This is a genomic window from Stieleria varia (assembly GCF_038443385.1).
GTDB lineage: Bacteria > Planctomycetota > Planctomycetia > Pirellulales > Pirellulaceae > Stieleria > Stieleria varia.
In genome coordinates this window covers 8,355,407-8,379,528 of the sequence record NZ_CP151726.1, presented here as the reverse complement: position 1 = coordinate 8,379,528, position 24,122 = coordinate 8,355,407, and the positions used below count along the sequence as shown (strand labels likewise).

22 protein-coding genes are annotated in these 24,122 nt (G+C 55.4%); 12 read left to right on the top strand and 10 right to left on the bottom strand.

The genetic code is table 11. The annotated features are described in order from the left end of the window. Nucleotides 1-96 precede the first annotated feature (96 nt). The gene (locus Pla52nx_RS28325; protein WP_146521319.1) at nt 97-459 is read right to left on the bottom strand and encodes a DUF5684 domain-containing protein; all 363 of its coding nucleotides are present in this window, start codon (nt 457-459) and stop codon (nt 97-99) included. Between the two features lie 680 nt (nt 460-1,139). On the opposite strand from Pla52nx_RS28325, the gene Pla52nx_RS28320 reads away from it, so the two are divergent. After that, on the top strand, nt 1,140-1,784 hold the full coding sequence (locus tag Pla52nx_RS28320) for a hypothetical protein (RefSeq protein ID WP_197454773.1): 645 nt from the start codon (nt 1,140-1,142) through the stop codon (nt 1,782-1,784). Nucleotides 1,785-1,996: 212 nt separating this feature from the next. On the opposite strand, the gene Pla52nx_RS28315 is transcribed toward Pla52nx_RS28320, so the two are convergent. The 8 genes from Pla52nx_RS28315 to Pla52nx_RS28280 form a co-directional block, all read right to left on the bottom strand. Further along, nucleotides 1,997-2,977 (bottom strand): acetyl-CoA carboxylase carboxyltransferase subunit alpha, encoded by a 981-nt coding sequence (locus Pla52nx_RS28315; RefSeq protein WP_146521317.1) that lies wholly within the window; start codon nt 2,975-2,977, stop codon nt 1,997-1,999. Between the two features lie 6 nt (nt 2,978-2,983). Then, entirely contained in the window at nt 2,984-3,934 is a 951-nt protein-coding gene (locus Pla52nx_RS28310; protein ID WP_146521316.1) for a serine/threonine protein kinase, read from the bottom strand. 61 nt (nt 3,935-3,995) lie between these two features. Then, nucleotides 3,996-5,177 carry a glycosyltransferase family 4 protein gene (locus tag Pla52nx_RS28305; RefSeq protein WP_146521315.1) on the bottom strand — a complete coding sequence of 394 codons (1,182 nt, stop codon included), beginning with the start codon at nt 5,175-5,177 and terminating at the stop codon, nt 3,996-3,998. Between the two features lie 17 nt (nt 5,178-5,194). Then, nucleotides 5,195-6,961, bottom strand: coding sequence for an SMP-30/gluconolactonase/LRE family protein (locus Pla52nx_RS28300; protein WP_197454772.1), 1,767 nt, complete (start codon nt 6,959-6,961; stop codon nt 5,195-5,197). A 246-nt stretch (nt 6,962-7,207) separates the two neighbouring features. Continuing rightward, nucleotides 7,208-8,005, bottom strand: coding sequence for a FliA/WhiG family RNA polymerase sigma factor (locus tag Pla52nx_RS28295; protein ID WP_146521313.1), 798 nt, complete (start codon nt 8,003-8,005; stop codon nt 7,208-7,210). A gap of 207 nt (nt 8,006-8,212) precedes the next feature. After that, the gene (locus Pla52nx_RS28290; RefSeq protein ID WP_146521312.1) at nt 8,213-9,457 is read right to left on the bottom strand and encodes a flagellar biosynthesis protein FlhF; all 1,245 of its coding nucleotides are present in this window, start codon (nt 9,455-9,457) and stop codon (nt 8,213-8,215) included. A 32-nt stretch (nt 9,458-9,489) separates the two neighbouring features. Further along, nucleotides 9,490-11,571 carry a flagellar biosynthesis protein FlhA gene (locus Pla52nx_RS28285; RefSeq protein WP_146521311.1) on the bottom strand — a complete coding sequence of 694 codons (2,082 nt, stop codon included), beginning with the start codon at nt 11,569-11,571 and terminating at the stop codon, nt 9,490-9,492. A 1,331-nt stretch (nt 11,572-12,902) separates the two neighbouring features. Then, the gene (locus Pla52nx_RS28280) at nt 12,903-14,291 is read right to left on the bottom strand and encodes an integron integrase (RefSeq protein WP_342190278.1); all 1,389 of its coding nucleotides are present in this window, start codon (nt 14,289-14,291) and stop codon (nt 12,903-12,905) included. Nucleotides 14,292-14,813: 522 nt separating this feature from the next. Here Pla52nx_RS28280 and Pla52nx_RS28275 point away from each other — a divergent pair. Beyond that, nucleotides 14,814-14,963: a hypothetical protein gene (locus tag Pla52nx_RS28275; protein ID WP_197454771.1), complete on the top strand. Its 150-nt coding sequence runs from the start codon at nt 14,814-14,816 to the stop codon at nt 14,961-14,963. 915 nt (nt 14,964-15,878) lie between these two features. On the opposite strand, the gene Pla52nx_RS28270 is transcribed toward Pla52nx_RS28275, so the two are convergent. After that, complete coding sequence (locus Pla52nx_RS28270) at nt 15,879-16,046, bottom strand: hypothetical protein (RefSeq protein ID WP_342190277.1); 168 nt, start codon at nt 16,044-16,046, stop codon at nt 15,879-15,881. 105 nt (nt 16,047-16,151) lie between these two features. On the opposite strand from Pla52nx_RS28270, the gene Pla52nx_RS28265 reads away from it, so the two are divergent. The 10 genes from Pla52nx_RS28265 to Pla52nx_RS28220 all read left to right on the top strand — a co-directional run bounded on the left by Pla52nx_RS28265 (nt 16,152) and on the right by Pla52nx_RS28220 (nt 23,943). Beyond that, complete coding sequence (locus Pla52nx_RS28265; protein WP_342190276.1) at nt 16,152-16,763, top strand: hypothetical protein; 612 nt, start codon at nt 16,152-16,154, stop codon at nt 16,761-16,763. A gap of 121 nt (nt 16,764-16,884) precedes the next feature. Continuing rightward, on the top strand, nt 16,885-17,373 hold the full coding sequence (locus tag Pla52nx_RS28260) for a hypothetical protein (RefSeq protein WP_146521890.1): 489 nt from the start codon (nt 16,885-16,887) through the stop codon (nt 17,371-17,373). A 486-nt stretch (nt 17,374-17,859) separates the two neighbouring features. Then, the gene (locus Pla52nx_RS28255; protein WP_146521891.1) at nt 17,860-18,324 is read left to right on the top strand and encodes a hypothetical protein; all 465 of its coding nucleotides are present in this window, start codon (nt 17,860-17,862) and stop codon (nt 18,322-18,324) included. Nucleotides 18,325-18,447: 123 nt separating this feature from the next. Further along, nucleotides 18,448-18,927 carry a hypothetical protein gene (locus Pla52nx_RS28250; protein ID WP_146521892.1) on the top strand — a complete coding sequence of 160 codons (480 nt, stop codon included), beginning with the start codon at nt 18,448-18,450 and terminating at the stop codon, nt 18,925-18,927. A 120-nt stretch (nt 18,928-19,047) separates the two neighbouring features. Beyond that, nucleotides 19,048-19,350: a hydrolase gene (locus Pla52nx_RS28245; RefSeq protein WP_146521893.1), complete on the top strand. Its 303-nt coding sequence runs from the start codon at nt 19,048-19,050 to the stop codon at nt 19,348-19,350. A gap of 918 nt (nt 19,351-20,268) precedes the next feature. Next, nucleotides 20,269-20,622 carry a hypothetical protein gene (locus Pla52nx_RS28240; RefSeq protein ID WP_146521894.1) on the top strand — a complete coding sequence of 118 codons (354 nt, stop codon included), beginning with the start codon at nt 20,269-20,271 and terminating at the stop codon, nt 20,620-20,622. A gap of 371 nt (nt 20,623-20,993) precedes the next feature. Next, the gene (locus tag Pla52nx_RS28235; RefSeq protein WP_146521895.1) at nt 20,994-21,269 is read left to right on the top strand and encodes a hypothetical protein; all 276 of its coding nucleotides are present in this window, start codon (nt 20,994-20,996) and stop codon (nt 21,267-21,269) included. 336 nt (nt 21,270-21,605) lie between these two features. Then, nucleotides 21,606-22,157: a hypothetical protein gene (locus Pla52nx_RS28230; protein WP_146521896.1), complete on the top strand. Its 552-nt coding sequence runs from the start codon at nt 21,606-21,608 to the stop codon at nt 22,155-22,157. Nucleotides 22,158-23,033: 876 nt separating this feature from the next. Then, on the top strand, nt 23,034-23,471 hold the full coding sequence (locus Pla52nx_RS28225) for a hypothetical protein (protein ID WP_342190275.1): 438 nt from the start codon (nt 23,034-23,036) through the stop codon (nt 23,469-23,471). Between the two features lie 151 nt (nt 23,472-23,622). Continuing rightward, on the top strand, nt 23,623-23,943 hold the full coding sequence (locus Pla52nx_RS28220) for a hypothetical protein (protein WP_146521897.1): 321 nt from the start codon (nt 23,623-23,625) through the stop codon (nt 23,941-23,943). Nucleotides 23,944-24,122: the final 179 nt, after the last annotated feature.

The window sequence follows — 24,122 nt, the reverse complement described above, 5'->3', positions numbered from 1 at the left end:
TTGGTCCTCTGATAGCAATCCTGTCCTCCCGCGTTCGTAATCGTCGAACGAGGGAGGAGCGAACGGATTGACGCTTGAGGGTTCGTCGTTCAATGGTCAGTTCACCTGAGTGTTTTGAACGCCCAGATAGCGGGCGTCGCTGAATGCCAGGATCGGAAAGAAGATGAATCCGAGGAAAGCCAATCCAATGCCAAACCCAGTGGACTTGCCGAAGTTTTCTGCGATCGCGATGGAAAGCATGATTCCAAAGATGATGTTCACAAACGGGATCATCAATAGCAAGATCCACCAGAGAGGTTTCCCGGCAATCTCAATCAGAACAATCGCGTTGTAGATCGGGATGATTGACGCCCACCCCGGCTTTCCTGCTTTCTGAAAAACGATCCACAGGCTGGCGATCATCAGGATGATGAAACCGAGGTAGAGCACGCCGCCGATGATAGGTCCGATGTTGTCCATTGATTTTGTCTTTCGATGAGAGGGAGATTTGCCCCGGCCCGGATGGGTGGTTGGGGGGATCGGTTGATCGTAGCGCTTTGAGCTGGGCGACGCAAGCTTTTGGAGGTTGGAGGTTCGCAGGAATCATGCAATTCTCCGGAGAGCAATCTGTGTTGATCACGTCCGGTCTGGCGTTCAGCAGAGCCAAAATGCGAGGCTGTCTTGGGACGGTTCCAGGACGATCGTTGGCGACCAATTCCGCGGCCGTGGTGACGCTGAATTCAAGGGCTGGTGAAAGGGCTCAGCTCTCATTCTTTTGGGGCGCTCGATCATCGAATTCAAACGGCGAATTTGACTGGCGAATTCGACTGGCATGTTGGTCTCTTCTCCAGTTCGCGGCGGACACCGCTTGGCTCATGATCGACCCCGCATTGCCAGGCTGACGTTGCAGTTTGGTTGCCGTTGCATTGAGCGAGAGGCTGTGTTGTCGAGCTTGGGGAAGCAGGGCTCGTGGTTCAGCCTTGGTCAGCGTTGATCGACATCGGGTTCCGGGACGGCGAAACACGGAAATCGCTCAAATACGGGGATTTCCGCAGCCTGAATACAACATAAGAGTGATTATCGGACGTTGCAGAAGTGGCTAAAACGCCCTGTGTTTCGCCGTTTCCAGGTTCCTGTCTGCCCAGATGGTTCGTCCGTTGATGGCCAATCCGAGCTCTCGTCGGGCATCCTCGCTGAGCGTCCGAGATCGCTGGGCGAAAGCGATCGAAGAGTTTGTTCGCCGCGTTCCAGGCGTCACCGTGATCGGTTGTCGACAACCAACGACGAGCGAGATTGCTTGGTTGTCGACAACCAAGCACGGCGTCGACAACCAAGCAAAATGGAGAGCGGATTCGGGTCGCCGAAAGAGAGTTTTGGGCGGCGTTGCTGCACCGTTGCGACGCTTGTCAAAGAGCCCCAAATCGAAATCGGTTTTGAGGCTCGATTTTGAGTCTCAGATCGTCCGGTTTGACGTTCTGATTTCACGAAATTCGATTTGCTTTGCATCGCAAATCCAGTTTTCACCGACGACGACGAATTCGGGTTATTCCGGTTGCGGACTCGATCAACAACGAGTTGTCGCCGTTGCTGGCCCCAGTGAGCCTCAGGCGCTAGCCGTGGGCCTGAAGCGGATTGTGGTGCCGGGCCCACGGCTAGCGCCTGAGGCTCACTTCGAAGCAACTCCCCTGCACTGCTTCGCCTCGCAGGCGTCCCATTCTCGATTGACCCGCAGCCGTTCCATGTTCTTTTTAACCCGTGCCCGAAGGGTAGGCAGTGTTTCATTGAGCGTCGCCTTCGGCTTATGAAGTTGCTCCTTTTGGGTAACCCGCTGCGAAAGCGAGGGAGATTCGATCTTGACTCATCCCTCGCTCACGCTTCGGGTTACCTAAGACCAATGCCTCGCGCAAAAGCGTAACTTCAAAACCTTCGACTACCTGTTAAACAAAAACGCCACAGCCGGGTGCTTCGTTGAACTTGCGGTCGACCTGCAGGTGCAAGTGCAGTAGCCAACCTCGAGTCAGGTCGCAAGTTCCTCGACCCCGCCGTCAAGAAACACGCCCATGCGACGGAATTTTTCGTACCTAGCGTCGAGCATCTCATCCACGTCCTGGCTTTCCAGTTCGGTCAGCGCTCGTGACAGATACGTTTTCAATCGAGTCGCCATTTGGTGATGATCACGATGGGCGCCTCCCAGGGGTTCTTCCAAAACATCATCGACCACGCCCAGGTTCTTCAGGCTGTCGCTGGTGAACTTCAACGCCGCGGCTGCTTTGGGGGCGTGTTCGTGGCTCTTCCACAGAATCCCCGCGCAACCCTCCGGGCTGATCACGCTGTAGTAGGAATGTTTCAGCATCGCGATTCGATCGCCCACACCGATGCCCAATGCTCCACCGCTGCCACCTTCGCCGATCACAACGCAGATGATCGGGGTTCTCAGACGACTCATCTTGAACATGCTTTCGGCGATCACCTGGGCCTGTCCGCGTTCTTCGGCGCCGACGCCGGGATAGGCACCGGGGGTGTCGATAAAACAGATCAACGGCAAGCGATACTTTTCAGCCAGACGCATCTTGCTCATCGCTTTGCGGTAACCTTCGGGATGGGCGCAGCCGAAATGGCAGGCGGCGCGTTCTTTGAACGTGCGTCCCTTTTGATGACCCAGCACCATGACTTTAAAGCGATCCAGTTTGGCAAAGCCTGAGATCATCGCACGGTCGTCGCCAAAATGCTTATCGCCGTGCAGCTCCACAAACTCGTCGAACGCCAGATTCAAGTAGTCCTTGGTGTACGGTCGATTTTTGTGCCGAGCAACTTGCACCGTTTGCCAAGCGTCCAGTGACGAATAGACATCGCGTAATTGATTGACGCGCAGCAGTCTCAGTTCACGAAGTTCGTTCTCGACTTCGTTGCTGCGATCGGTTTGCCGTTCCAGCACGCTGATGCGTGATTCCAGATCAGCGATTTCGTTTTCAAATTCCAGTCCGGGGCCAGCGCTCATCTCGTATCAGTCCTCGTATTCAATGACATCGTTTTCCAGGCCGGCATCTTTGCGGAGCATGTCGTCGGCACCCTTGATTCCCGGCATGCTGTCGAACACGCTGATCTTTGGTTTTCGGGGGCGTTTGCGATGGATTTCAGTCGTTCGAAACTCTTTCAAGAAATCCCACATCGAGTCCGGTCGATCAGCGGGATTCTTTGCCATCATGCGTTTGACGATGGCGGCAAATTCGGGGGTGATGTTGTCGTTATGGACAATCGGGCTTGGGATCGACGAACTCAGGTGTCGGCTGAGCAAGTCGTTGGGCGTGTCGCCGGTGTACGGTGGTTTTCCCGTGCACATTTCGTACAGGACACAGCCAAAGGCATAGATGTCGGTTCGCTCGTCACAGACCTTGCAGCGAATCTGTTCCGGGGCCATGTAGCTGCGAGTCCCGCGAGCCGTCTTGGATTTGTGGAACAGCTTGCTCAGGCCGGTTTTCTTTTTCTCGCTGATGGTGAAGTCGATGAGTTTGGTTTCGCCGTCTCGGCTGACGAGGAAATTGTCCGGCTTGATGTCCAGGTGCAACCAGTTCTTGGTGTGCATGTAGTAGAGGCCTTCGCCGGCTTGCTCGATGATCTTTCGCAGCATGAACGCCAGCGATTCGGGGCCACGCCGCAAGGCTTGTTTGATATTCAGTTCGCTGAACAGTTCCAGGACCAGGAATGGACGGTCGTTGGCGACTTGGTAGTCCAGGATCTTGATGATTCGCGGACTGGCGAGGTCCTTGCCCACGTTGTACTCATGTTTGAGCATCGCGACCTCGGTCCTGTCGCCCGCGCTCTGCCGCTTCAAGATTTTGAGTGCATATCGCTCGTTCGTGTTTTCGTCGATCGCTTCCCATACCTCTGCAGTGGATCCAGAGCGAATCAGCCGCGCAAGTCGGTATGGGCCAAAGAAGTCTCGGGTCTTGGTCATCGGGGGGCTGGTTCAGTCGAGGTCAGTTCCGTCAGCCTCGTCATGATAGTTCAATTCGGCACTACCTTGAAAGGCTGCCCAGGGTCCGCAGATAGAGCTCTCGTATCAGCCGTGTCATCGTTTCGTGCCGGAATTGCTCGGTAAAACGCCTCTGCCCTGCCCCGCCCAGTTCCGCCCGCAACTTTTGATTTCCCGTCAATTTACTGAGCGATTTTGCCAATCCCTGGGTGTCACCGGGCTCAATCAGGTAGCCGGTTTGGTCGTTGATCACGACCTCGCGGGCTCCGTCCACGTCGTAGCTGACCGCCGGTTTACCCGCCAACAGGGCTTGAGGCAACGCACGAGCGAGCCCCTCTCGCAGCGAGGTATGGACCAGCACGTCCATGGCTCCGATCAGCGGCGGCACCTCCGAGGGCGGGACCAAGCCGGCAAAGACAAAGTGATCTTGTAACCCCAACGAAGCGATCCGATCCGTCAATGGCTGTCGCAGCAGCCCATCGCCTACCAGTAAAAATCGCACCTGGGGATATTCTGATGCGACGATGGCGGCGGCAGTGATCAGGTCGTCGTGTCCCTTGAGGTGAAACAACCGGGCAATCTTGCCGATGACCACATGCTCGTTGCGAAAACCAAAGCGGTCACGGATCGCTTGGCGATGGTCGTCCGAATGCAGAAACGGGTCAACGTCCATTCCACTGTAGATTGTCGTGAACTTTTCCCGCGGTGCCACGTCCGCATCCACCATCAAATCGGTCATCGCATCGGCGACACTGACCATGTGATGGCAACGTTGGGCGGCCCAACGTTCGCACCGTCGAAAAAACTCTCGGGCGGGCGCGGACTGAAAAGGATGAAACGGTGCGCCGTGAACGGTGTGAATCACCGCAGGTCGCTGTCCCTCATTGTCTCGCAACCCCCAAGCCACATGTCGTCCGAGTAATCCACCCTTTGCACTATGTGTGTGAACCACATCCGGACGAAAAGTTCTCAAAATCGATCGAATCGAGCGTGTCGCTTGCCAGTCGTGATAGGGATGGATCGCACGTCGCAGTGACGGCACCTGCTCAATTGGCAACTCCCCTGCCCTGCCCTGATCCAAAAGGTTTCCTTCGGGACCAACTGACGGCCCCGTGATCAGCAGCACCTCATCGCCATGATCGTGCATCAGATCCAGGCAATTCAACAATGTGTTTTCTTGCGCGCCTCCAATGATCATCCGAGTGATGATGTGAGCAATTCGCATGTCCGCTTTCGCCGTTCCTACAACTGTTGTTTCAAGAAGCCATCGACGTCGGCAACGACTCTCAGAATCCAATCAGCCTGATTCCAATGGCCGTGCTTGGCTCCAGGGTGGACGATCAATCGATTGAAGACACCCAGCGAAGTCATCTTGTCGCGTGATGGCTGGTTACGTTCTGGGTTGTCCAAGCTGCCTGAAACAAAAAGCGTCGGAGGCATGCTGCTGGAAATCTGCTCATACGCGTCGGCAAGATGATACATCTCGGGTGCCGTGGTGAAATCAGCGCCAATCCATTGCACCGCATTGCTGTTTGCCTCGGGACCGCTTGATCGCTCGGCAACGCTGCCGCTGGCGACCTGCAGAGGCCCCGCCATCACGACGGCGGCTTTCAACGAAGCGTTCTTGCCTTGATCTGCGGGATGTTTCAGTTCGTCGTTGTTTGCACCCGCCGCCATCAAGCCGACGAGATGACCGCCAGCGGAACCGCCAACGGCAGAGATTCGATTGGGGTCCAGGCCAAAACGGCCCGCGTTCTCTTTCAGAAAGATCGTCGCCGCATTGCAGTCGCGAATCCCGGCGGGGAAACACGCTTCGTAGCCCAGTCGGTACTCAATCGCCGCCGTGACATAACCACGCTCAGCAAGCCGTAACGCCAGGGCACGAAATCGAGTCTTGTCGCCGTTGAGCCAGCCCCCGCCGTGCACCACGATCACACATGGCTTTGCCGGTGAGCCACTGGTCGGCGTGAACACGTCCATCAGCAATTCGCGTCCGTCGACGGTTGCGTAGACCACGTTCAGCTGTGAGCGAATCGATGGTCGGATCACGGTGGAGATCGGAGCCGGCATCGCCTTTTCCTCCCTCGTCGATTCACCGGAGGTTTCTTGTTGAGGTGTCCCTGAGTTGGGAGTCGGGGCGATAGCGTAGGCATCGACGGGGATGCTGTAGAGTCCACCCAGTGTGCTGATAAACAACACCCGTGAATCGATTCCACCAAGTACCACATTGATCGGTCGCTCGGGAGTCTGCAGCGTGTCAACGATTTCGCCTGAGGTTGCAAACACGGTGACCGACTCGGCGCCGGTGACGTAGAGATTGCCCGCGCGATCGGTGCACATGCCATCACCGCGGAATCCGTTCTCGGTTTCAGGCAACTGGGCAAAGGACTCGGCTGTCGCAGGTTCATTGCCGTCGCTGATCGCTAATCGATAAACAATTCCTGTTTTCGCCGACGACACATAGAGCGTTCGTCCGCTGGGCGACAAAGCGATCCCGTTGGGAGTGGACAGTCCATCGACGAGCACGGTCACCTTTCCGTCAGGCGTGATTTTTCTCACCACGCCTTCGGGTGTGAAGGTGACGTAAACATTGCCCATCGCGTCAACGTCAAGATCGTTGGGACGCTGGTTCTCGTTGAACTTGGCCAACGTCACCCCGGGGCCTTCGTTGCCCAGTATCGCGATCCGGGCACCGCGATTATCGGCAAAATACAAGTGTCCCAGTTGAAAACACGTGCCCGAGATTGCGAGCCCACTGGCACGCGTTCTGGCGGCGTCCTCGGGATTGCGTAGCTGAAAGACCTTGAGCACTTGACCTTTGACATCGGGCACAAACAGCCGACTGGCTCCATCCCAAGCGGCACCGTCGGCCATTTCAAAATCGTTGCTGATCAAGGCCAGTTCGGATGGATCGGCAAAGATGGTTCGGCCAGGATTCTCTGCCGATGCCGGGATCTGTGTCATCGTCAAGGCCAGCATCAGGGCGAGGAGGGAATGGACACGGCACATGGCGAAACTCAAGAACAAATGTGAAACCCAGGAAGCAACGGAATGCCCCAGCATGAGCCGCCCAGTGGCTTGAATCAACGGCAGGTGTTTGTGAAAGACCCAGATGCAACAAAAAAAGCGGCATCCCATAGCATGGGATGCCGCATTCGTACGTCAGCCTTTCCAGACTGACCATCGCGTACGTCAGCCTTTCTAGGCTGACATACACAGTCTCGTGTCAGCCTAGAAAGGCTGACGTACTTCTATTTACGTTCCGAACTCGATGCGTCGCCGGCCCAGTTGCGATTGCAACCGGTTGACGATCGATGTGTGCATCTGGCTGACGCGTGATTCAGAAAGATCGAGAGTGGCCCCGATCTCCTTCATCGTCAATTCTTCGTAGTAGTACAGAATGATGATCAAGCGTTCGTTGCGGTTGAGTCCTTTGGTGACCAATCGCATCAGATCGTTTTTTTGGACGCGACGCGTCGGGTCTTCACCCTTCTTGTCTTCCAAGATGTCGATCTCTCGAACGTCTTTGTAGCTGTCCGTTTCGTACCACTTTTTGTTCAATGACACCACGCCGACGGCGTTGGCATCGGATTGCATCTTTTCGACTTCTTTGATGCTGATCTCCATGTGGGCCGACAATTCGGCGACCGTTGGTGGTCGTCCAAACTTTGTCTCCAATTGCTTGCGAGCAACACCCAGCTTGCTGGCCTTGCTACGTACCAATCGGGGCACCCAGTCCATCGTACGCAGTTCGTCCAACATGGCACCACGAATCCGTGGCACACAGTAGGTCTCAAACTTAACGCCTCGATCCATGTCGTAGGCGTCAATCGCATCCATCAATCCAAAGATGCCTGCGCTGATCAAGTCATCCAACTCGACCCCGTCTGGTAATCGTTGCCAAATGCGTTCGCCATTGTAGCGAACCAATGGCATATAGCGTTCGACCAAACGATTACGAAGGGGTTCGTAGTCGGCCGAATCCTTCTCGGTTTGTTTAAACTGCTTCCAAACCTCTAGGATTTCTTCGTCCGTTGAAACTGCGGCTGGCATTCAATCCTCCGTGAACCAATTCGTATCCGCCGGCGTCCTGCCGGAAGTGTTTTCCAAGTTGACTGAGCTACACTTCAAAAAAACTTCTCAAGTCCGTTTCAAAGTTTGTAGCTCTCCACTGTTTCTGTATCGGGCGTCTGCTAAGCCCAAGATAAATCTTTTTGCGAGAAAATTCATAAAACCTTCTTCGCTCTGGTATTCCGTTTGCTACGCCGCCCCTACGTCTGGCAACGACACCGGTGCAGGCAGCAGTCGACTCACCAGCGCGGTGGCATCCGCGATCGCAATGTCATCAGGAACCTGTTGCCCGTTGGTGATGTAACTCAAGGGCATGCCTGGACGCGTTGCCGATGCGGTCACCGCTGACAACACTGCGGCAGTGCACGGCGTCTCATCGAGCTTGGTCAAGATCGCTGAGGTGGGATGCGCGGGCGAGAATCCTTGCAGGACGGAGCCGATCACCGCAGCAGAACTCGTCGCGCTAAGCACCAAGTGCGTCTCGTCGACTTCCGCCAAACGAAGCAGTTCCACCAATTGTTCGATACGACTGTCGCTTCTCGGGCTACGTCCGGCCGTGTCGATCAAGACCAAGTCGACGTCGCCCAAACGTTTGAGCGCGGGTTGCATCTGATCGGGTTGTTCGACGACCTGCATCGGCAAGTCCATGATGTCGGCGTAGGATCTCAATTGTTCGACTGCGGCGATGCGAAAGGTGTCAATCGTCAGCAGGCCGACTCGCCGCTTGGAATCCAGACGAAATCCGGCGGCCAATTTGGCAACCGTCGTCGTCTTGCCCACCCCGGTGGGTCCGACCAATGCCACGACATGGCGGCTGCCCGGTTGCGTTCGAATCGGTCCGCTCCAGCGGATCTCTCGGGCGACACTGCGTTGTAAGTGTTCCAGCCATGGCTCGGGGAAATCGTCTCCCAAATTTGCGGCAAAGCTGCATGTGGATCGGATCCAACGCGATACGATCGTCTCATGCACACCGGCCGCTCGCAAAGACTTCTCCAGCTCGGCGAGCTGCGGCGGCAGGGCCGGCTCGATCAATCGTGGTTTGACCGACTCGCCAGATGCGTCCCACATCGGTAGCGTCTCCGGGCCGCGATAACGATCGCTAAGCCGATCAAGCCGCGGATTGGTTTGACGCACATCCAGCGGACCGAGCACATCCCTGCCGAAGTCGTTTCCTGAGAAACCATCAGCGTAGCCGCCACTCGATCCGGAACCGATTGACTGTTGCTGAGAATGTTCATGCGACGATGCGTCGCAATGGGCATGGCTTCCTTCGCTGATCCCAGCGGTCACTTCGACATACGTTCGTCCCAGCCATCCCATCCAACCGTCACGTCGCTGACGTGTTCTCAGCACCGATGCATCGGGACCCATCTCCTGGCGGATTTCCTCCAGGGCAGCTTGCAAGCTGGCGGCTCGGAATATTTGGATTCGCATGGATGGAAACGCTCTAGGAACCAAGTGACGGATCAGGCGGCGATGGATTTTTGAGTGCCGGCGACGCTGTGCGACTGGATGGTTGTGTCTCGGGTGATTTCACGATGGGATAAAACGTTCAACCAAGGCATCGTGCCTCGCGTGATCTGTTTCACGATCGGTCGAATTTCGGCGGAGACCAACAACACAGGTGGATGTCCGTCTCGCAACAGGTTCTTAACTGCTTGACGAACTGTCTTGCAAGTGAAGTCTTGCGTTTCTTTTGTGGTGATGTCGGATTGGTTCGACACGGTTGGCCCAAAGGTGGCATCGGACAAGGCATTTGTGATCTGATCGTTCAATTCTGGCGACAATTCGACGACATGCAGCGTGTTACTCGCATCTCGAAATTGAGCGCACAGCGTGCGTGACAATCCTCGTCGAACATGCTCGGTCCACTGCACCGGATCGGAGACCGTTCTCGCGATCTCTCCCAGTGATTCCAAAATCAATCCCAACTGACGAATCGTCACGTTCTCGTTCAGCAGGCTACGCAGGACGTACTGAACGTCGTGAACCTGTACGACTTGAGGAATCAACTCATCGACGATCGCCGGCGCAACGCTTCGCAATTCATCAATCAAGTGTTTGGTAGCGTCACGCGACAGCAGTTCGTCCGCGTGCGACCGTGCGACCATCTCCAAATGCTCTACCAACGCCGCCACAGGTGTCTGTGTCTTGTACCCGTAGATCAAGGCTTGGTCCCGCGAGTCGGCATCGATCCAAATCGATGGCAACGCATATTCCCGCGGAGTCGCTTTTTCACCCGAAACGGTGCCCGTTGTGCGCCCGTCGTCGATCGCCAGAATCTTGTCGGGACGCAAATCGCCTTTCGCGATCAGGTTGCCGTTGATTCGAATTTCATATTCGTTTTCAGCCAATGTTGATTCGTCTCGTACGCGGACTTTGGGCAATACGATTCCGATGTCGCCCGCCATCTGATTACGAACATTGCTGATGCGTTGCATCAAATCGCCGCCCCGCGCGGGGTCAGCCAAAGCCAGCAGGCCGATTCCGATCGAAACTTCCATCGGATCGACCGTCAAGAAATCTTCCACTCGTTTTTGTGTGGCCGTTGCAGGTTTCGCCGGCTCCCGTTCCGCAGCTTCGCGTTGAGCTTCCTGTTTGCCCAAGATCACTGCCATTGTGATGCAGCCGCCGCCCAGCAACGCTAGTGGAATCGCGGGCAAGCCGGTAAAGATCAATAGGCACAGAAAGACGCCCGCAGCATAAAGAGATTTTGAGCTGCCCAGCAACTGGGAAATGAAATCACTCGACAGATTGGTGCGTCTTGAACTTCGGCTGACCAAGATACCGGCAGCCAGCGAGATCAACAGCGCGGGCACTTGGCTGACCAGTCCGTCGCCGATCGTCAACTTTGTGAAAGTCGACGCAGCGGTACCGATCTCCATCTTGGCATGAATCACGCCGATGTACAGTCCGCCGATGATGTTCACAGCGGTGATCAGCAATCCGGCGATCGCATCACCCCGGACAAACTTTCCCGCACCGTCCATCGCTGAGTAAAAGTCTGCTTGATCGGCCACCTCGGCTCGACGTTTTCCGGCCGTCGCCGAGTCGATCACGCCCGCGTTCAAATCCGCGTCGATCGCACTTTGTTTTCCAGGCATGCCGTCCAGAGCAAATCTGGCGGCGACTTCACTGATTCGTGTCGAGCCTTTGGTGATGACGACGAACTGGACGACGATCAAAATCAAGAACAGGATCAAACCGACTTCGATCTGATCCCCCGCGACGAACTGACCAAAGCTCCTGACGACACCGCCCGCCGCGTCCAGTCCACGAGTTTCCGCGCCTGTCAAGATCAATCGCGTCGTGGCGATGTTCAGGACCAGTCGAGCCAAAGTGGTTGCCAGCAGCAGCGTCGGAAAAACACTGAATTCCAGCGGCGTGGCCACATGAATGGTGGTCAACAGGATGATAACGCCAGCGGTGATGTTGGCCGCAAGCAAAAAGTCCATGATCGCGGTCGGCAGCGGGACCAAGATCACCAGCAGGCAGGAAATGATCCCCACCGGCAAGATGTAATCTCGATATCGCTGTAAAGCCTGCACCTGCGATCCTTCGCGTGTGTGATGTTCGTCTCGTTGTCACCCAACCGCCCTGCCCTGCCCCGTCTCGGGGACAATACTGGAAACGAGCCCCCAAGGTCCAGAGAGACCCACCCAGCCCGAAACCGGCTGATATGCGCAGCCTGTTCTCGTGCCAATCCGCCCAAGCCTGGTCTGCTCAAAGTTTGGGGTTGACATTGTTTTTCCATTCCATGTTTACGATCCATGCACCACAATCAAAGTGAGCCTCAGGCGCTAGCCGTGGGCCGGCCCACAATCAAAGTGAGCCTCAGGCGCTAGCCTGGGCCGGCAAAACATTGGTCTTGACTTGCAACTTCAATCAGCCGGTTTGGTTCCTCCCTTTGGAAGATACGCCGAAGGCGTTTAACAACATAGCCCAGGGTAAGGTTCCCGCGAGTGTAACGAGTGGGACCGCCACCCTGGGTTGAGAATGCGATCGACTCTCACCTCACTCCCGCTCCGATTTTGGCGGCGAAGCCGCCAAAATCGGAGCGGGAGTGAGGTACTGGTGGGGACCTTATCTGTACCCAGGGTTGCAGCGTCATTCGCCAAGGCGAATGACGGCTTTAACCCTGGGCTATGCTGTTAAACGCCTTCGGCGTAGGGAGAAAAGTTGCGCATGCCAATCCCCTTACAACCCCAAATTTTGAACAGCCCACGGCTAGCGCCTGAGGCTCACTGGGGCCACCAGGTGCGCCGACAGTAGAGACATAACCTTGCGCAACCCCAAAAGGCACAACACATTTGCACGAAACAGCTCGCACCCATTGGCACGAAAAACGCCTGCCCAAATCACCCGCCACGCGATAGAGCACGTCCCGCTTAGCCTAGTTATGTTATCAAACGCTCTTTGGTGTCATACGCCCTGAGCCGCTGGCCGTCAGGCCACGGGTTTTATTCACTGAAATGGATACTTGATACGTATAAGACCCGGCCGCTCACGAGCACGTCCCGCTTAGCCTGTTTGTGCTATCAAACGCTCTTCGATGTCATACGCCCTGAGCCGCTGGCCGTCAGGCCACGGGTTTTACGCACTGAAATGGATGCTTAATACGTATAAGACCCGGCCGCTCACGCGTCACGGCTCACGGCGTTTGATAGCGTCATCCGCTTCCATAGGTTGAGCTGTTTGGGATTCAATGCCACTATCTCGCAAAATGCTTTGTTTCCTCCGCGTTCTAAGCGGGACGTTCTCGATAGCGTCCGGTTCTTACGCCTGCCCAAATCAGCCGCCACGTTCTCGAGAGCGTCCCGTTCTCAAACCAATTCTCAGAAACCTCGCATCATCCAGCACGTCGACTCTACGTCTGACATCACAACGACGCTAAACGGATTGCGTTGCCACCACCAAGGCAACCTCCCTCTTGCATCAACCGATCGATCGGACTTTGCAAGCGGCCGTCAAATCCCACGTCGACATGCACATACTTCATCGTCGTTTCAATGTCTTTGTGCCCCATCAGCTTTTGCACCGTGGCCAAATCCGTCCCGTCCTCGACCAGATGCGTCGCGAAACTGTGACGAAGTGAGTGCGGCACCCCGTTCTTTGTGATCCCGGCCGCTTTCTGAGCCGCTTTCAGAGCATTGGCAAACTGCTCCTCGCTGATATGGTGCCGCCAAACCTGACCACTGCGTTTGTCTCGACTGCGCTGACGAGAAGGAAAGACCCATTTCCAACCCAGTTCCTTGCACGCATTGGGATACTTGCGACCCAATGCGTACGGCAAGTACACCTGTTCAAATCCGTCGGCAACGTCCCTGTGATGCATACGCTCCGCTGTTTCAATCTGACGCTTCAATTCCGCAATCGCCTGCTCCGGCAAAAACGTCACTCGATCCTTCTCCCCTTTACCATCACGCACCACGATGTGCTTGGCGTCAAAGCAAATGTCCTTGATCCGCAGCCGACGGCACTCCTTGTGCCGAAGTCCCGACCCGTACATCAACAAGAACATCAAACGGTGCATGCCGGTCAATTGATCCAACAGCTTTCCGATTTCTTCGCGGCTGAACCAAACCGGCAACGTCTCCGGACGCTTCACTCTTACCGCGTCAATGAACCCCAAACGTTTTCCCAAAATGCACTGATACAGAAACAGAATCCCCGACTGCGCTTGCGTTTGAGTGCTCGCGGACACTTGATCGCGTGTTGCCAGGGCTGTTAGGAAGGTGGCAATGTCGAGTTCATTGAACTGCTCCAACTTCTCCGAACCGACGTGCGTCATGAATCGCTTGACCCAACGCACGTAGGCCCTCTCCGTCGCCATTGCATAGTGCAGGACTCGCATTTCACCCCGCATGGTTTGGATCAAGAGCGGCTCAGAGCGATTGACGTTCCCCCGCAATCGAGCAAGTTCCTCGGCGGTTGGTGGTGCGTCCAATTCGATATTTCTCTCTCGCTTTCCCAGCCGTGCCAGTGTCGCCACGATGTCTGACAGGTCAGGCTCAGATCGCTTCAATACCAGATCCCGATAGCACTCAAGTGCCCGGACCGCTTGCCAACGCTGCCATGCCGGGGCACCGCTGGCAAGCAAAGCTTTGGAAAAGCGGATCACGGAGCCCCGATTGACCGCCAACTCACCATCAAGCCCTTTTCGCAAAGTCAACGAATATCGCCTCACCCACCTGGGAAACCAAGTCTTGTCATTTTCCCCAAATTGTGCTGAAAGCAAAACCTCTTTTTCAAATTGAAGAACCGTCATGCTGACCCTATAAATTTAGATGGAGCGAAACGAGAGAAGGAAACTGGACGCAAGTCCCCCAATTCGGTGCGGCAGCCGAACCGAAGACATGCCGCGAGCAGGGTGATCTTACTGCATATCACGCAACTTGACGAGACGAGCGTTCTCAGGTATTATCCGCTACTTGAGTAGTCGATATTACCCGAAATCCAAATATATCACTGGGTGAGTAGGGTTTAGCTTAGTAGTTCTGTCGTCGTAGCGCTCGATCGTCGCGTCGCAATGTTGAGATCTACGCCTCGAAAGAGTTGGATGATCTTGGGGCCGACAACAGTAGGATGACTTCGGTGAAGCGTCCTCTCGCCAATCAGTTGCGCGTGAAATGGTGCGCGTGAAACGGTGCGCGGACGACCAAGTGCTCGAAACATTCGTTGCCATTGGATCGCGTGTGACGGTCCGGCCTCGGCATTCGACTTCGGCCACACCGTCGGCGGGACGAAATCAGGAGCGAAACCAGGGCTCGAATTGCAGTGCGGTCCGAGCATGCGATACAATCCAATGGTCGCATCCGAGCGGTACAGTGCCGCCTGGGAAGACGACAGAACCATGCGTTGGACCGAAGCGACGCATCGGCCGGATGAACATGGACACCACAATGGCGTCGCTCGGTCAACGCCGCCGTTCCCCGACTGAAACTATAACGCGAATTGACGCTCAATCCGTACGAAGCCGCTGAGAGCACTACCGCGCATGTCGCGCCGGATATATCTCAACGCCGCATCTCGCGAATCGTCCGACCTGCAATCTACTTGCACCTTGTCGCCGTTGCGCTCACTGGACTCGGGATGACGCATGACATTCGGTCCATCATTTGGCCGAAACAATACATTCCATTCATCGAACTCGGTCTACTATTTGGAACACTGGGGTTCTTCGTCTGCCCGGTTGCACTGCTGGTTGGCCTTGCCCGATCGACTGCCCCGGCACCTGGACGCATGATTCTTCTCGCTGTTGAAGCTATGATCGTCGTCGCTCATTTCATCGCCCTCATACCAAGTGTACAATAGCTGATTCGCACCCGTACTTCCAAAACCGCGGGGAACCATCGGTTGCAACGGAGGCCGCGAGTTGACGTTTTCGAAGTGGTGAGTCGTTCGCGCGGCCCCGCTGAACCGCACCGTTCTGTCGTTACAGTGCTCGATCGTCGCGTGTCGATGTAGCGATCGACCAATCGAATGAGTTGGCAGATCATGGGGCCGACAGCAGCACGTCGGCTTCGGCCGCGAGTTCTCTCGCTGAACCGTTGCGCGTCAAATGGAGTGTGGTCGACCGGATGCTCGAACCACTTGTTCCCATTGGCACACGTGTGACGGTCCGGCATCGGCATTCGACTTCGGCCACATCGTCGGCGGGGCAAAATCAGGAGCGGAATCCAGGACTCGAATTGCAGTGCGGTTCGAGCATGCGGTACAATCCAATGGTCGCATCCGAGCGGTACAGTGCCGCCACGGAATACGACAGAACCATGCGTTGGACCGAAGCGACGCATCGGGCGGATGAACATGGAAACCACAATGGCGTCGCTCGGTCAACGCTGCCGTTCTGTCGTTACAGTGCTCGATCGTCGCGTGTCGATGTAGTGATCGACCAATCGAATGAGTTGGCAGATCTTGGGTCCGACAGCAGCACGTCGGCTTCGGCCGCGCGTTCTCTCGCTGAACCGTTACGCGTGAAATGGATTGTGGTCGACCGGATGGTCGAACCACTTGTTGCCATTGGAACACGTGTGACGGTCCGGCCTCAGCATTCGACTTCGGCCACATCGTCGGCGGGACATATTCAGAAACGAAACCAGGACTCGAATTGCAGTGCGGTCCGAGCATGCGATACAATCCAATGGTCGCATCCGAGCGGTACAGTGCCGCCGAGGAAGACGACAGAACCATGCGTTGGACCGAAGCGACGCATCGGGCGGATGAACATGGAAACCACAATGGCGTCGCTCGGTCAACGCCGCCGTTCGCCGGTGAAGTTTCTCTCGTCATGACAATCCGACATCTGTTGGCAACTACCGCGATGATTGCGATTGGAATGGCACTGTTCGCATGGAATTCGGGCGTCGCTGTCTTCGTATTGGCAACTGTACCAATGACGGTGGTCCTGCTTTCCAACTCACCAAAAGGCTTTTGTCGTCGGTGGCTTCGGCGTTTCTCGATTGTCGTTGCGACGACGCTACTCTACTTTGCGTCGGTCGGTCCGTATGTGGGTACGGTTCGAGTATTTCTCGCATTCGATGAACATCCCGCATGGCTGACCGAGCTTACAGACACGCTCTATTTCCCGCATCAATACTTGAGTGATCATCCAATTACGGGCTCGTACTTCGGGCCAATCAACTTGCGGTACAATATCGCTTGGAGCGTGGTCGGAATTGGTATTAGGGACATAGTTTCGGGTACGACGACGGAGTTTCCAGCGTGGTTCCCGCGGTAAGGAGACACAAAGAAATCGGCGAACCAGCGGATGCACGTGAGTCGCCGAATTGAGTTTTTTGAAGAGGTCAGTCGTTCGCGGCGACCACGTGATCCGTATCGTTCGCCAGCAGAGGCCGCAAATGATCACAGCATCGGAATTGGCAGGCATGTTCGCAGCCCACGCGGTGTGGTGCGTGTCGGACGGAGATACGCTGATCCCGATGCTCGTCTTCACTGACGAGAATGGTGGACGTCAAATGGAACGTCTCGCACATGATGACCTTGGTGCAGCAGTCGAATACGGGAGAAACAAACTGGCATCCAACGACATGGATGCCAATGATGCAGCACTGATCTACGATGGACGGATCACGCTTGGTGAAGAAAAGCTGGATGCACTGATCATTGAAATGCGTACATATTTTTCACCTGCCTCCGTGGCCGCCTTTGCGATTCCGTATACGCCCAAGGACAGTGGTAGGTTTCGCGTCCATAAACCGAAAGTACTGGCGTGGGACAACTGCGAAGACTTCGACTTGGATCATGCCTTCGAAGCTTTTTTCGCTGGCGTCGCGGGGCACGAAAAGGGTTCGGCAATTTGGAATCATTCCCTCGACGAATCAAAATAGCTGGCGAACCAGGCGTTGCACGCGAGCGGGCGACAGCGTCGGTATTGAAATCAACGTCCAACGCGCCCGCCGCGTGAACTTGGTCGTTCTGAATTGCCCCTTGCTGAATCGGTCTCGCTGCCGGCATCTCGCTTCAAGACCTCTCAGTAGTCCAACCGCAATTGTTCATGCCGAGCGCGGTAAACGGTCTCTCGCCTCGATTCAAGCATGGAACAACGGGGCAATCCGTTTGCCATTGGCTTGCGAGGGTTTGTCTCAAGACGCGTTTCACGCGGGGCAAGGTTGCGAGTCGTAAGTGATGCACACGAAAGAATTGCTTGCCACCGAGATCTGAGTTCGGCTACGATCGAGGATTGGTTGGCAAGGCGATGATACGGCGGGCCAATCAGAACCAACCATTGCACCGAAGCCGCGTGCAGCGAGTTTTCTGAAGCAAGCCATTCACCCGCGGCTCGGTGAATGCCATCGTTACCCGATCGGAAATTCATGACGGCCACGCAGGTTTCAATTGTGGAGGCAATCGAGCGTGGTTCACTTGGGCCGTTCGCGCTTGGCGTATCGCGGCACATCGTTGGAGAGGTGCTAGGTGAACCGACAGATGCGACATTTGCCAATCGCAAACGCACTTCATGTATCTGGCGCTATGGGACGGTCGAGTTTCACTTTAATCACGATCTTCTGACACTAATCCATTGTGATGCTGACGCTCTATTCGATGGCGGTCCGTCGCTGATCATTGAGCCTTGGAAGCTTCGACTCAAAATGCCGCTTGATGAACTGAAATCGATTCTCGACGCCAAGGATTTGTACTACACTGGATGTGATGATCCTTACGCGCCGGAGTGCGTCCTTCGTCTCGACTCCGGGTTTTCGGTCGGTTTTGTACTGGATCCCAGTGCGGGCCTTGGCTCGACCGGACTCACCAGCTGGTCAATCATTAAAAACGGGTAACCATGCCGTGCACACGAAGGTCGGGAGTCGTGTTTATTGAAGTGGTCAGTCCATCGCCCGACCTCGGTGACGGCTGACGTTCTGCTACAGATTCAAACGCGGCAATGGCCAGAATGTGACCTGATGAAGCGACCAACTCAATTCGGACTTTTTACTCTTTTGGCTTTGCCTGCGATGTTCGCGCTTGGATGGTGGACTCGTGGTGTCAACTACAATCGCGACGTCTACGTTGCAGCAGAAGAGATCGCTCAGTCGTCTGGTGGCACGTATATTCCAGAACTCGGAGTGATTCACGGACGGGGACAATTTAGCGCCCGCTACAATGCAATGTCGCCCGCCGCAAGAAAGGAAATGGACCGACGCATGGAGTTTTTCGCAGAATCCATAGAACCTACTTTTAGTCCACCGAAGCCAAGCTTATTGCAGTCGCTTCAATCGCTATTCACATTCACCGATGATTCGCCAGAATCCGGTGATAGTGCGGCAGAGAACGGTGAAGAGGTAGACCCGGTCGACGTTCAACGCCGGATTGAATTCTTCCGGAGATTACAGAATGGGCGAGAGCACTCCTACACTCAATCGGAAGATGGAGCAGAACAATGAAATGCACGGCAGGACGGGAGTTTCGTTAATCGGTCTGCTTGCAAATCGCCCGCCCGTCCGCCGTGATTTCTAACGTTCGCCGACTGAAAGAGACTGACGCTTCACACGGATGCTTTGAACTTGGAACGTAAACGCATCATTTACATCGACGTCGATGACACGCTGATCCGAACGTTCGGCACAAAGCAGATCCCGATGACGTCATGTGTGGACTACGTTCGTCGAATGCATGCCGATGGTCACACACTCTATTGTTGGAGTCGCGGCGGCGCTGAATACTCGCGTGATGTTGCTGCCTCTCTCGGCATTGACGAGTGCTTTTTGGGTTTCCTACCCAAACCCGACGTTGTGCTCGATGACCGTGGTGCCGACTTACTGGACTATTGCGAGTTCATCCTTCCGTCGAATGCATCGAATCACTGACATCTCGTTTCGAGGACGGTATAATCCTCAGCACTCCGGTGACTGAATGGCACAATGCATCGGCTCGAAGATGCGGCGAACCAGCGGATGCACGTGAGCCGCCGAGTTGAGTTTATTGAAGTGGTCAGTCGTTCGCGGCGGCCACGTGATCCGTATCGTTCCTCGCACAGGTGATTCCGATTGAGCATTCTTGCGTGCAGTGGCGAAGGAGCACCGATCGCAATCTACAGTGCTGAGTTGTTCGCGATGATGGGTTTCGTCGTGCAGTTACTTCTCGTCGTTCTGACTTCGGCGATTTTCCTACGTTCCTTCCTTGCGCCATCGACATGTGCGTGGAATGTCGGATTTACAGTGCTTCACCCATTTTTGACGTGGTCTGCACGAAGCGGCGACTGCGGATCAATAATGATGCTACTGACTATCATTTGGGTGCCACTTGGCGTCTTCACGACCGGAAAGATCGTTCGTAAATACCTGGCGTGGAATCCCACTGACGAAAAACCGCAGAGTACAATCGAGACCTGATTCAGACGGAATGAGGCGGCTGGTGGATCGCCGCAACTGTTAAGAGCCGAGGAACAATCGCGTGCACCCGAGTACGCGAGGCGGCGTTTTTGAAGTGGAGAATCTTTCGCGCGTACCGGGTGACGCGTGACGATCAACGCGGCTAGCGTTCGAGTACAGCGTGGAGTCAGAGACGGAGCGGAGTTCTCAATTGCCCCACGGTCGAGTTGAACGAGTACAATGGCATGGAGCGACGCTGGTTCCAACCGTCGCTCCTTGTACCGCGATGATCAATGTCGATGCACCCAAGCCGCGGGTGTCGTCGTTACGTACCACAAGAGACCACCGCCGCGGCTGGGTGATCTCTGCGTTACCCGAATAAATCAAACGACCTCGAACTTGTCGCCTGGTGTCGTGAATCCTTATACACCCACATCTGAAACCGACGACGGCAATGATGATGCAACGCCTGTCTCCAAGTTTCACATCGCACTTGGCGAAATTGTGATCGTCGCGGGCATCATCGGATTCTTCGTCGCCGTATTGATTCCTGCTGTTCGCGTTGTAGCCGAACGACGCGGCGAACCAACAGCGACTGACTTACTGGCTTGGCTGCACGAGAACCATGCTTGGATACCGCTCGTTTGCCTTCCCGTCCTATTCGCGTTGGTCACGTTCATCGCATTCGCCATACTTCGTAGGATTGTCCCGGCTTGGTGTCTGCCGTACATTCCCTGGTGGGTCGGTCGATCTACATTGATAAACTGAACCACAACGGCGGGTAACAATCCCGTGCACCGCAGGACGGCTTGCGCGTTTAATTGAATGGAACATCAACCGTCCGTCCGCGGTGACGGGCGACGATCAACGCGGCTAGCGTTCGAGTACAGCGTGGAGGCAGAGACGGAGCGGAGTTCTCGATTGACCCACGGTCGACTTGACCGGGTACAATGGCATTGAGCGACGCTGGTTCCGGCCGTCGCTCCTTGTACCGCGATGATCAATGTCGATGCACCCAAGCCGCGGGTGTTGTCGTTACGCACCACAAGAGACCACCGCCGCGGCTGGGTGATCTCTGCGTTCTGCGATGTAGAAGTTCCGGGACACTGATGATCGAAAACCACGTGTAGCGCGTTGACATGTCAAACAATGCTCCAAAACTTGATGCACTGTCGGATGTCCAACAAGACACGCTCGATGTTCGTATCATCGCTGGTGAAAGATTGGAAGCAATCAAATTGATTATGGACTGGTGTGGCGTTACGCTTTCTGTTGCAAAGGAATTGAACCGAGCACGCTATCGTCATCTACGTGAAACTCGTGGTGCTGAATTTAATTGCGACGATGAGAAGTACTGGTCGAACTTCTATGAGTGTCCATTTGAAGCAATTGCGCGGGATGAAGGCGAGCGATAAACTGGATCGTCAGAACACGCAGAACCAAGCCGTGAACCGAAGCGGCGAAGTTGGGCGGACTTGTAATGGAAAATCTCTCGTCGCCGCTCGGTTACGGCGGTCGATCAGCGCGGCTAGTGATCGAGTGCAGCGTGGAGGCAGGAACTGATCTGAGTGATCGAATTGCCCACGGCCGAGTTCAACCGGTAGAATGGCAACGGGCGGCGATGCTTCCCAACCGTCGCTCCTTGTACCGCGATGATCAATGTCGATGCACCCAAGCCGCGGGTGTCGTCGTTACGTACCACAAGAGACCACCGCCGCGGCTGGGTGATCTCTGCGTTCTGTCAAGCTTAAATGAAAGTCCAGTTAGCAGCGTTCCTAACATTGATGGTTGCGGCTGGATGCAGCGACTCCACGGGCCAGCGAGTCATCACTCCTGCCGATGTTGATTTCGACACTGCGGTCGAGATCATTGCCACGTCGCACGATTTTGACTACGTAAACTCAGCGCAGGCGCGTCTGGCCTACGGTGGTTTGCCCGCGATTGCGGAATTGAGACTGCATCTATCAGATGAACGACTTATTCCAACCGGATACTCAACGCGTTCGATAAACTCTGGCGATATTACGATCGGCGAACACGCCTTGTGGACGATTCAGGATATGATTGAAACTACACGGCTCCCGAAATCGCTCCGCAACTACCCTGTACTAACTCGCGAGAATGTGGATTCTTGGTTAGATGACCGCTCCGGAGCGTCACTTCGACAATTGCAGATCGAGGCGGCAAGAACCGCGTTCATTGATGCTCAAAATGATTTTCGCTCTTCTGGCAGTTCGGACGCTCGTGCGGCGATGGAACTGTTTCGTGAGCAACTTCACGAGTTGGAATCGGACAGAGAGTGACGCGACAGAACCATCGAATGCACACGAGCGACGGAGTCGAGTTGGTTGGAGTGGTTGGTCTTTCGCCGTCGCCATGTGATTCGTAACGTTCTGCCACGCAAAGCCGCTTCCTGCCCGTCTTGCATTCCGACCATTACGCAAGTGATGAATCCATACGCTCCAGTCCGATCGAAAGGTGAAAACCTGACGCAAAAGCCTTTGGTGGTACGACATGCCCCTTCGTTTTCACGAGGGTTTGGACGTGGGCTACGCTGGTCTTTAGTTCTCGCGGTGCCTGCGTTTCTGGCACTCTATTTTGACTACTCGATTCGCTTGAACTATGAGGTCGATCCCGCGACGGGAGCATTTAGGATTAGGACCGACTTCACTTTACGTGATTATTTGCGGTGCGCGTTGCATGCTGCGGTTCCGGTCACGGCGTTTATCATGATCCCGTGGGCGGTGGCGTTGGGTATACTCTACAAACGCAGGGTGCGTCTTCAATCGTGAGCCATTGCGTGGAACCACGAAGGCAGAACCATGACATGCACGGAAGGACGGCTTGCGTGGTTGTTGAAGTGGAAGATCAATCGTCCGTCCTCCGTGATGTCTAGCGTTCTGTCGTTACGGTGCTCGAGCGTCGCGTGTCGATGTAGTGATCTACCAGTCGAATGAGTTGGCAGATATTGGGGCCGACAGCATGTTGTTGGCTTCGGCAATGCGTCCTCTCGCCGAACTGTTGCGAGTGAAATGGAGTGTGGTCGACCGGATGCTCGAACCACTTGTTGCCATTGGAACACGTGTGACGGTCCGGCCTCAGCATTCGACTTCGGCCACATCGTCGGCGGGACATATTCAGAAACGAAACCAGGACTCGAATTGCAGTGCGGTCCGAGCATGCGATACAATCCAATGGTCGCATCCCAGCGGTACAGTGCCGCTAAAGAAGACGACAGAACCATGCGTTGGACCGAAGCGACGCATCGGCCGGATGAACATGGAAACCACAATGGCGTCGCTCGGTCAACGCCGCCGTTCTGTCGTTACAGTGCTCCATTGTGGCGTGTCGATGTAGTGATCGACCAGTCGAATGAGTTGGCGGATCTTGGGGCCGACAGCATGTTGTTGGCTTCGGCAATGCGTCCTCTCGCCGAACTGTTGCGCGCGAAATGGAGTGCGGTCGACCGGATGCTCGAGTCATCTGACGCCATTGGATCGCGTGTGACGGTCCGGCTTCGGCATTCGACTTCGGCCACGTCTTCGGCGGGACAAAACCAGGAGCGAAACCAGGGCTCGAATTGCAGTGCGGTCCGAGCATGCGATACAATCCAGTGATCGCATCCCGGCGGTACGGTGCCGCGATCGGAAGACGACAGAACAAACGGATGCACGGCAGGACTCAAGGCGCCGTTACCCAATGGGCACCTTTCCGTTCGTCCGCCGTGATCCTGGACGTTCGTCAGACTAGAAGTTCGCGATCGCGTTCATGCAAAACGATACTGCCAGTGACAACTTGAACAACGATTCCCAATCCCAGATTCCGCCATCGTCATACGCAAGACGCGGCGCTCTGATCGGATGCGTTCTGGGGCTCCTCGCGGTTTGGCGCATCATGTCGGGCGCGATTGATCCGACCGTAACGGATCACTCGCCCATTTTCTCCGCCGCTGTGATGATCGTTTGCATCTTCGCCGTTTTCGTTTTGCTGGCGCTCACGTTGATCGGACTCACTATCGGCGCATGCATCAAGCGAACTCCCTATCTGCAGCGCGACCATGTCCTGCATCCCCAGGAATTTGATGAATGACTGCACGATTGATAGACTTTGGACAGCGCGTGGGAGCAATGGTCGTTTCCCCGCGCTGCAAAACTGACGAACCATGAAATGCACGCGAGGACGGGAGTCGCGGTTTTCGGTCTGCTTGCACATCGTTCGCCCGTCCCGCGTGATTTCTAACGATCAACGCGGCTAGCGATCGAGTGCAG

Coding starts and splice junctions, on each gene's coding strand:
- Pla52nx_RS28325 (WP_146521319.1), bottom strand. CDS start 459: ATGGACAACATCGGACCTATCATCGGCGGCGTGCTCTACCTCGGTTTC.
- Pla52nx_RS28320 (WP_197454773.1), top strand. CDS start 1,140: ATGGCCAATCCGAGCTCTCGTCGGGCATCCTCGCTGAGCGTCCGAGAT.
- Pla52nx_RS28315 (WP_146521317.1), bottom strand. CDS start 2,977: ATGAGCGCTGGCCCCGGACTGGAATTTGAAAACGAAATCGCTGATCTG.
- Pla52nx_RS28310 (WP_146521316.1), bottom strand. CDS start 3,934: ATGACCAAGACCCGAGACTTCTTTGGCCCATACCGACTTGCGCGGCTG.
- Pla52nx_RS28305 (WP_146521315.1), bottom strand. CDS start 5,177: ATGCGAATTGCTCACATCATCACTCGGATGATCATTGGAGGCGCGCAA.
- Pla52nx_RS28300 (WP_197454772.1), bottom strand. CDS start 6,961: ATGTGCCGTGTCCATTCCCTCCTCGCCCTGATGCTGGCCTTGACGATG.
- Pla52nx_RS28295 (WP_146521313.1), bottom strand. CDS start 8,005: ATGCCAGCCGCAGTTTCAACGGACGAAGAAATCCTAGAGGTTTGGAAG.
- Pla52nx_RS28290 (WP_146521312.1), bottom strand. CDS start 9,457: ATGCGAATCCAAATATTCCGAGCCGCCAGCTTGCAAGCTGCCCTGGAG.
- Pla52nx_RS28280 (WP_342190278.1), bottom strand. CDS start 14,291: ATGACGGTTCTTCAATTTGAAAAAGAGGTTTTGCTTTCAGCACAATTT.
- Pla52nx_RS28275 (WP_197454771.1), top strand. CDS start 14,814: ATGCGATACAATCCAATGGTCGCATCCGAGCGGTACAGTGCCGCCTGG.
- Pla52nx_RS28270 (WP_342190277.1), bottom strand. CDS start 16,046: ATGGCAACAAGTGGTTCGACCATCCGGTCGACCACAATCCATTTCACG.
- Pla52nx_RS28265 (WP_342190276.1), top strand. CDS start 16,152: ATGCGATACAATCCAATGGTCGCATCCGAGCGGTACAGTGCCGCCGAG.
- Pla52nx_RS28260 (WP_146521890.1), top strand. CDS start 16,885: ATGATCACAGCATCGGAATTGGCAGGCATGTTCGCAGCCCACGCGGTG.
- Pla52nx_RS28255 (WP_146521891.1), top strand. CDS start 17,860: ATGACGGCCACGCAGGTTTCAATTGTGGAGGCAATCGAGCGTGGTTCA.
- Pla52nx_RS28250 (WP_146521892.1), top strand. CDS start 18,448: ATGAAGCGACCAACTCAATTCGGACTTTTTACTCTTTTGGCTTTGCCT.
- Pla52nx_RS28235 (WP_146521895.1), top strand. CDS start 20,994: ATGTCAAACAATGCTCCAAAACTTGATGCACTGTCGGATGTCCAACAA.
- Pla52nx_RS28230 (WP_146521896.1), top strand. CDS start 21,606: ATGAAAGTCCAGTTAGCAGCGTTCCTAACATTGATGGTTGCGGCTGGA.
- Pla52nx_RS28225 (WP_342190275.1), top strand. CDS start 23,034: ATGCGATACAATCCAATGGTCGCATCCCAGCGGTACAGTGCCGCTAAA.
- Pla52nx_RS28220 (WP_146521897.1), top strand. CDS start 23,623: ATGCAAAACGATACTGCCAGTGACAACTTGAACAACGATTCCCAATCC.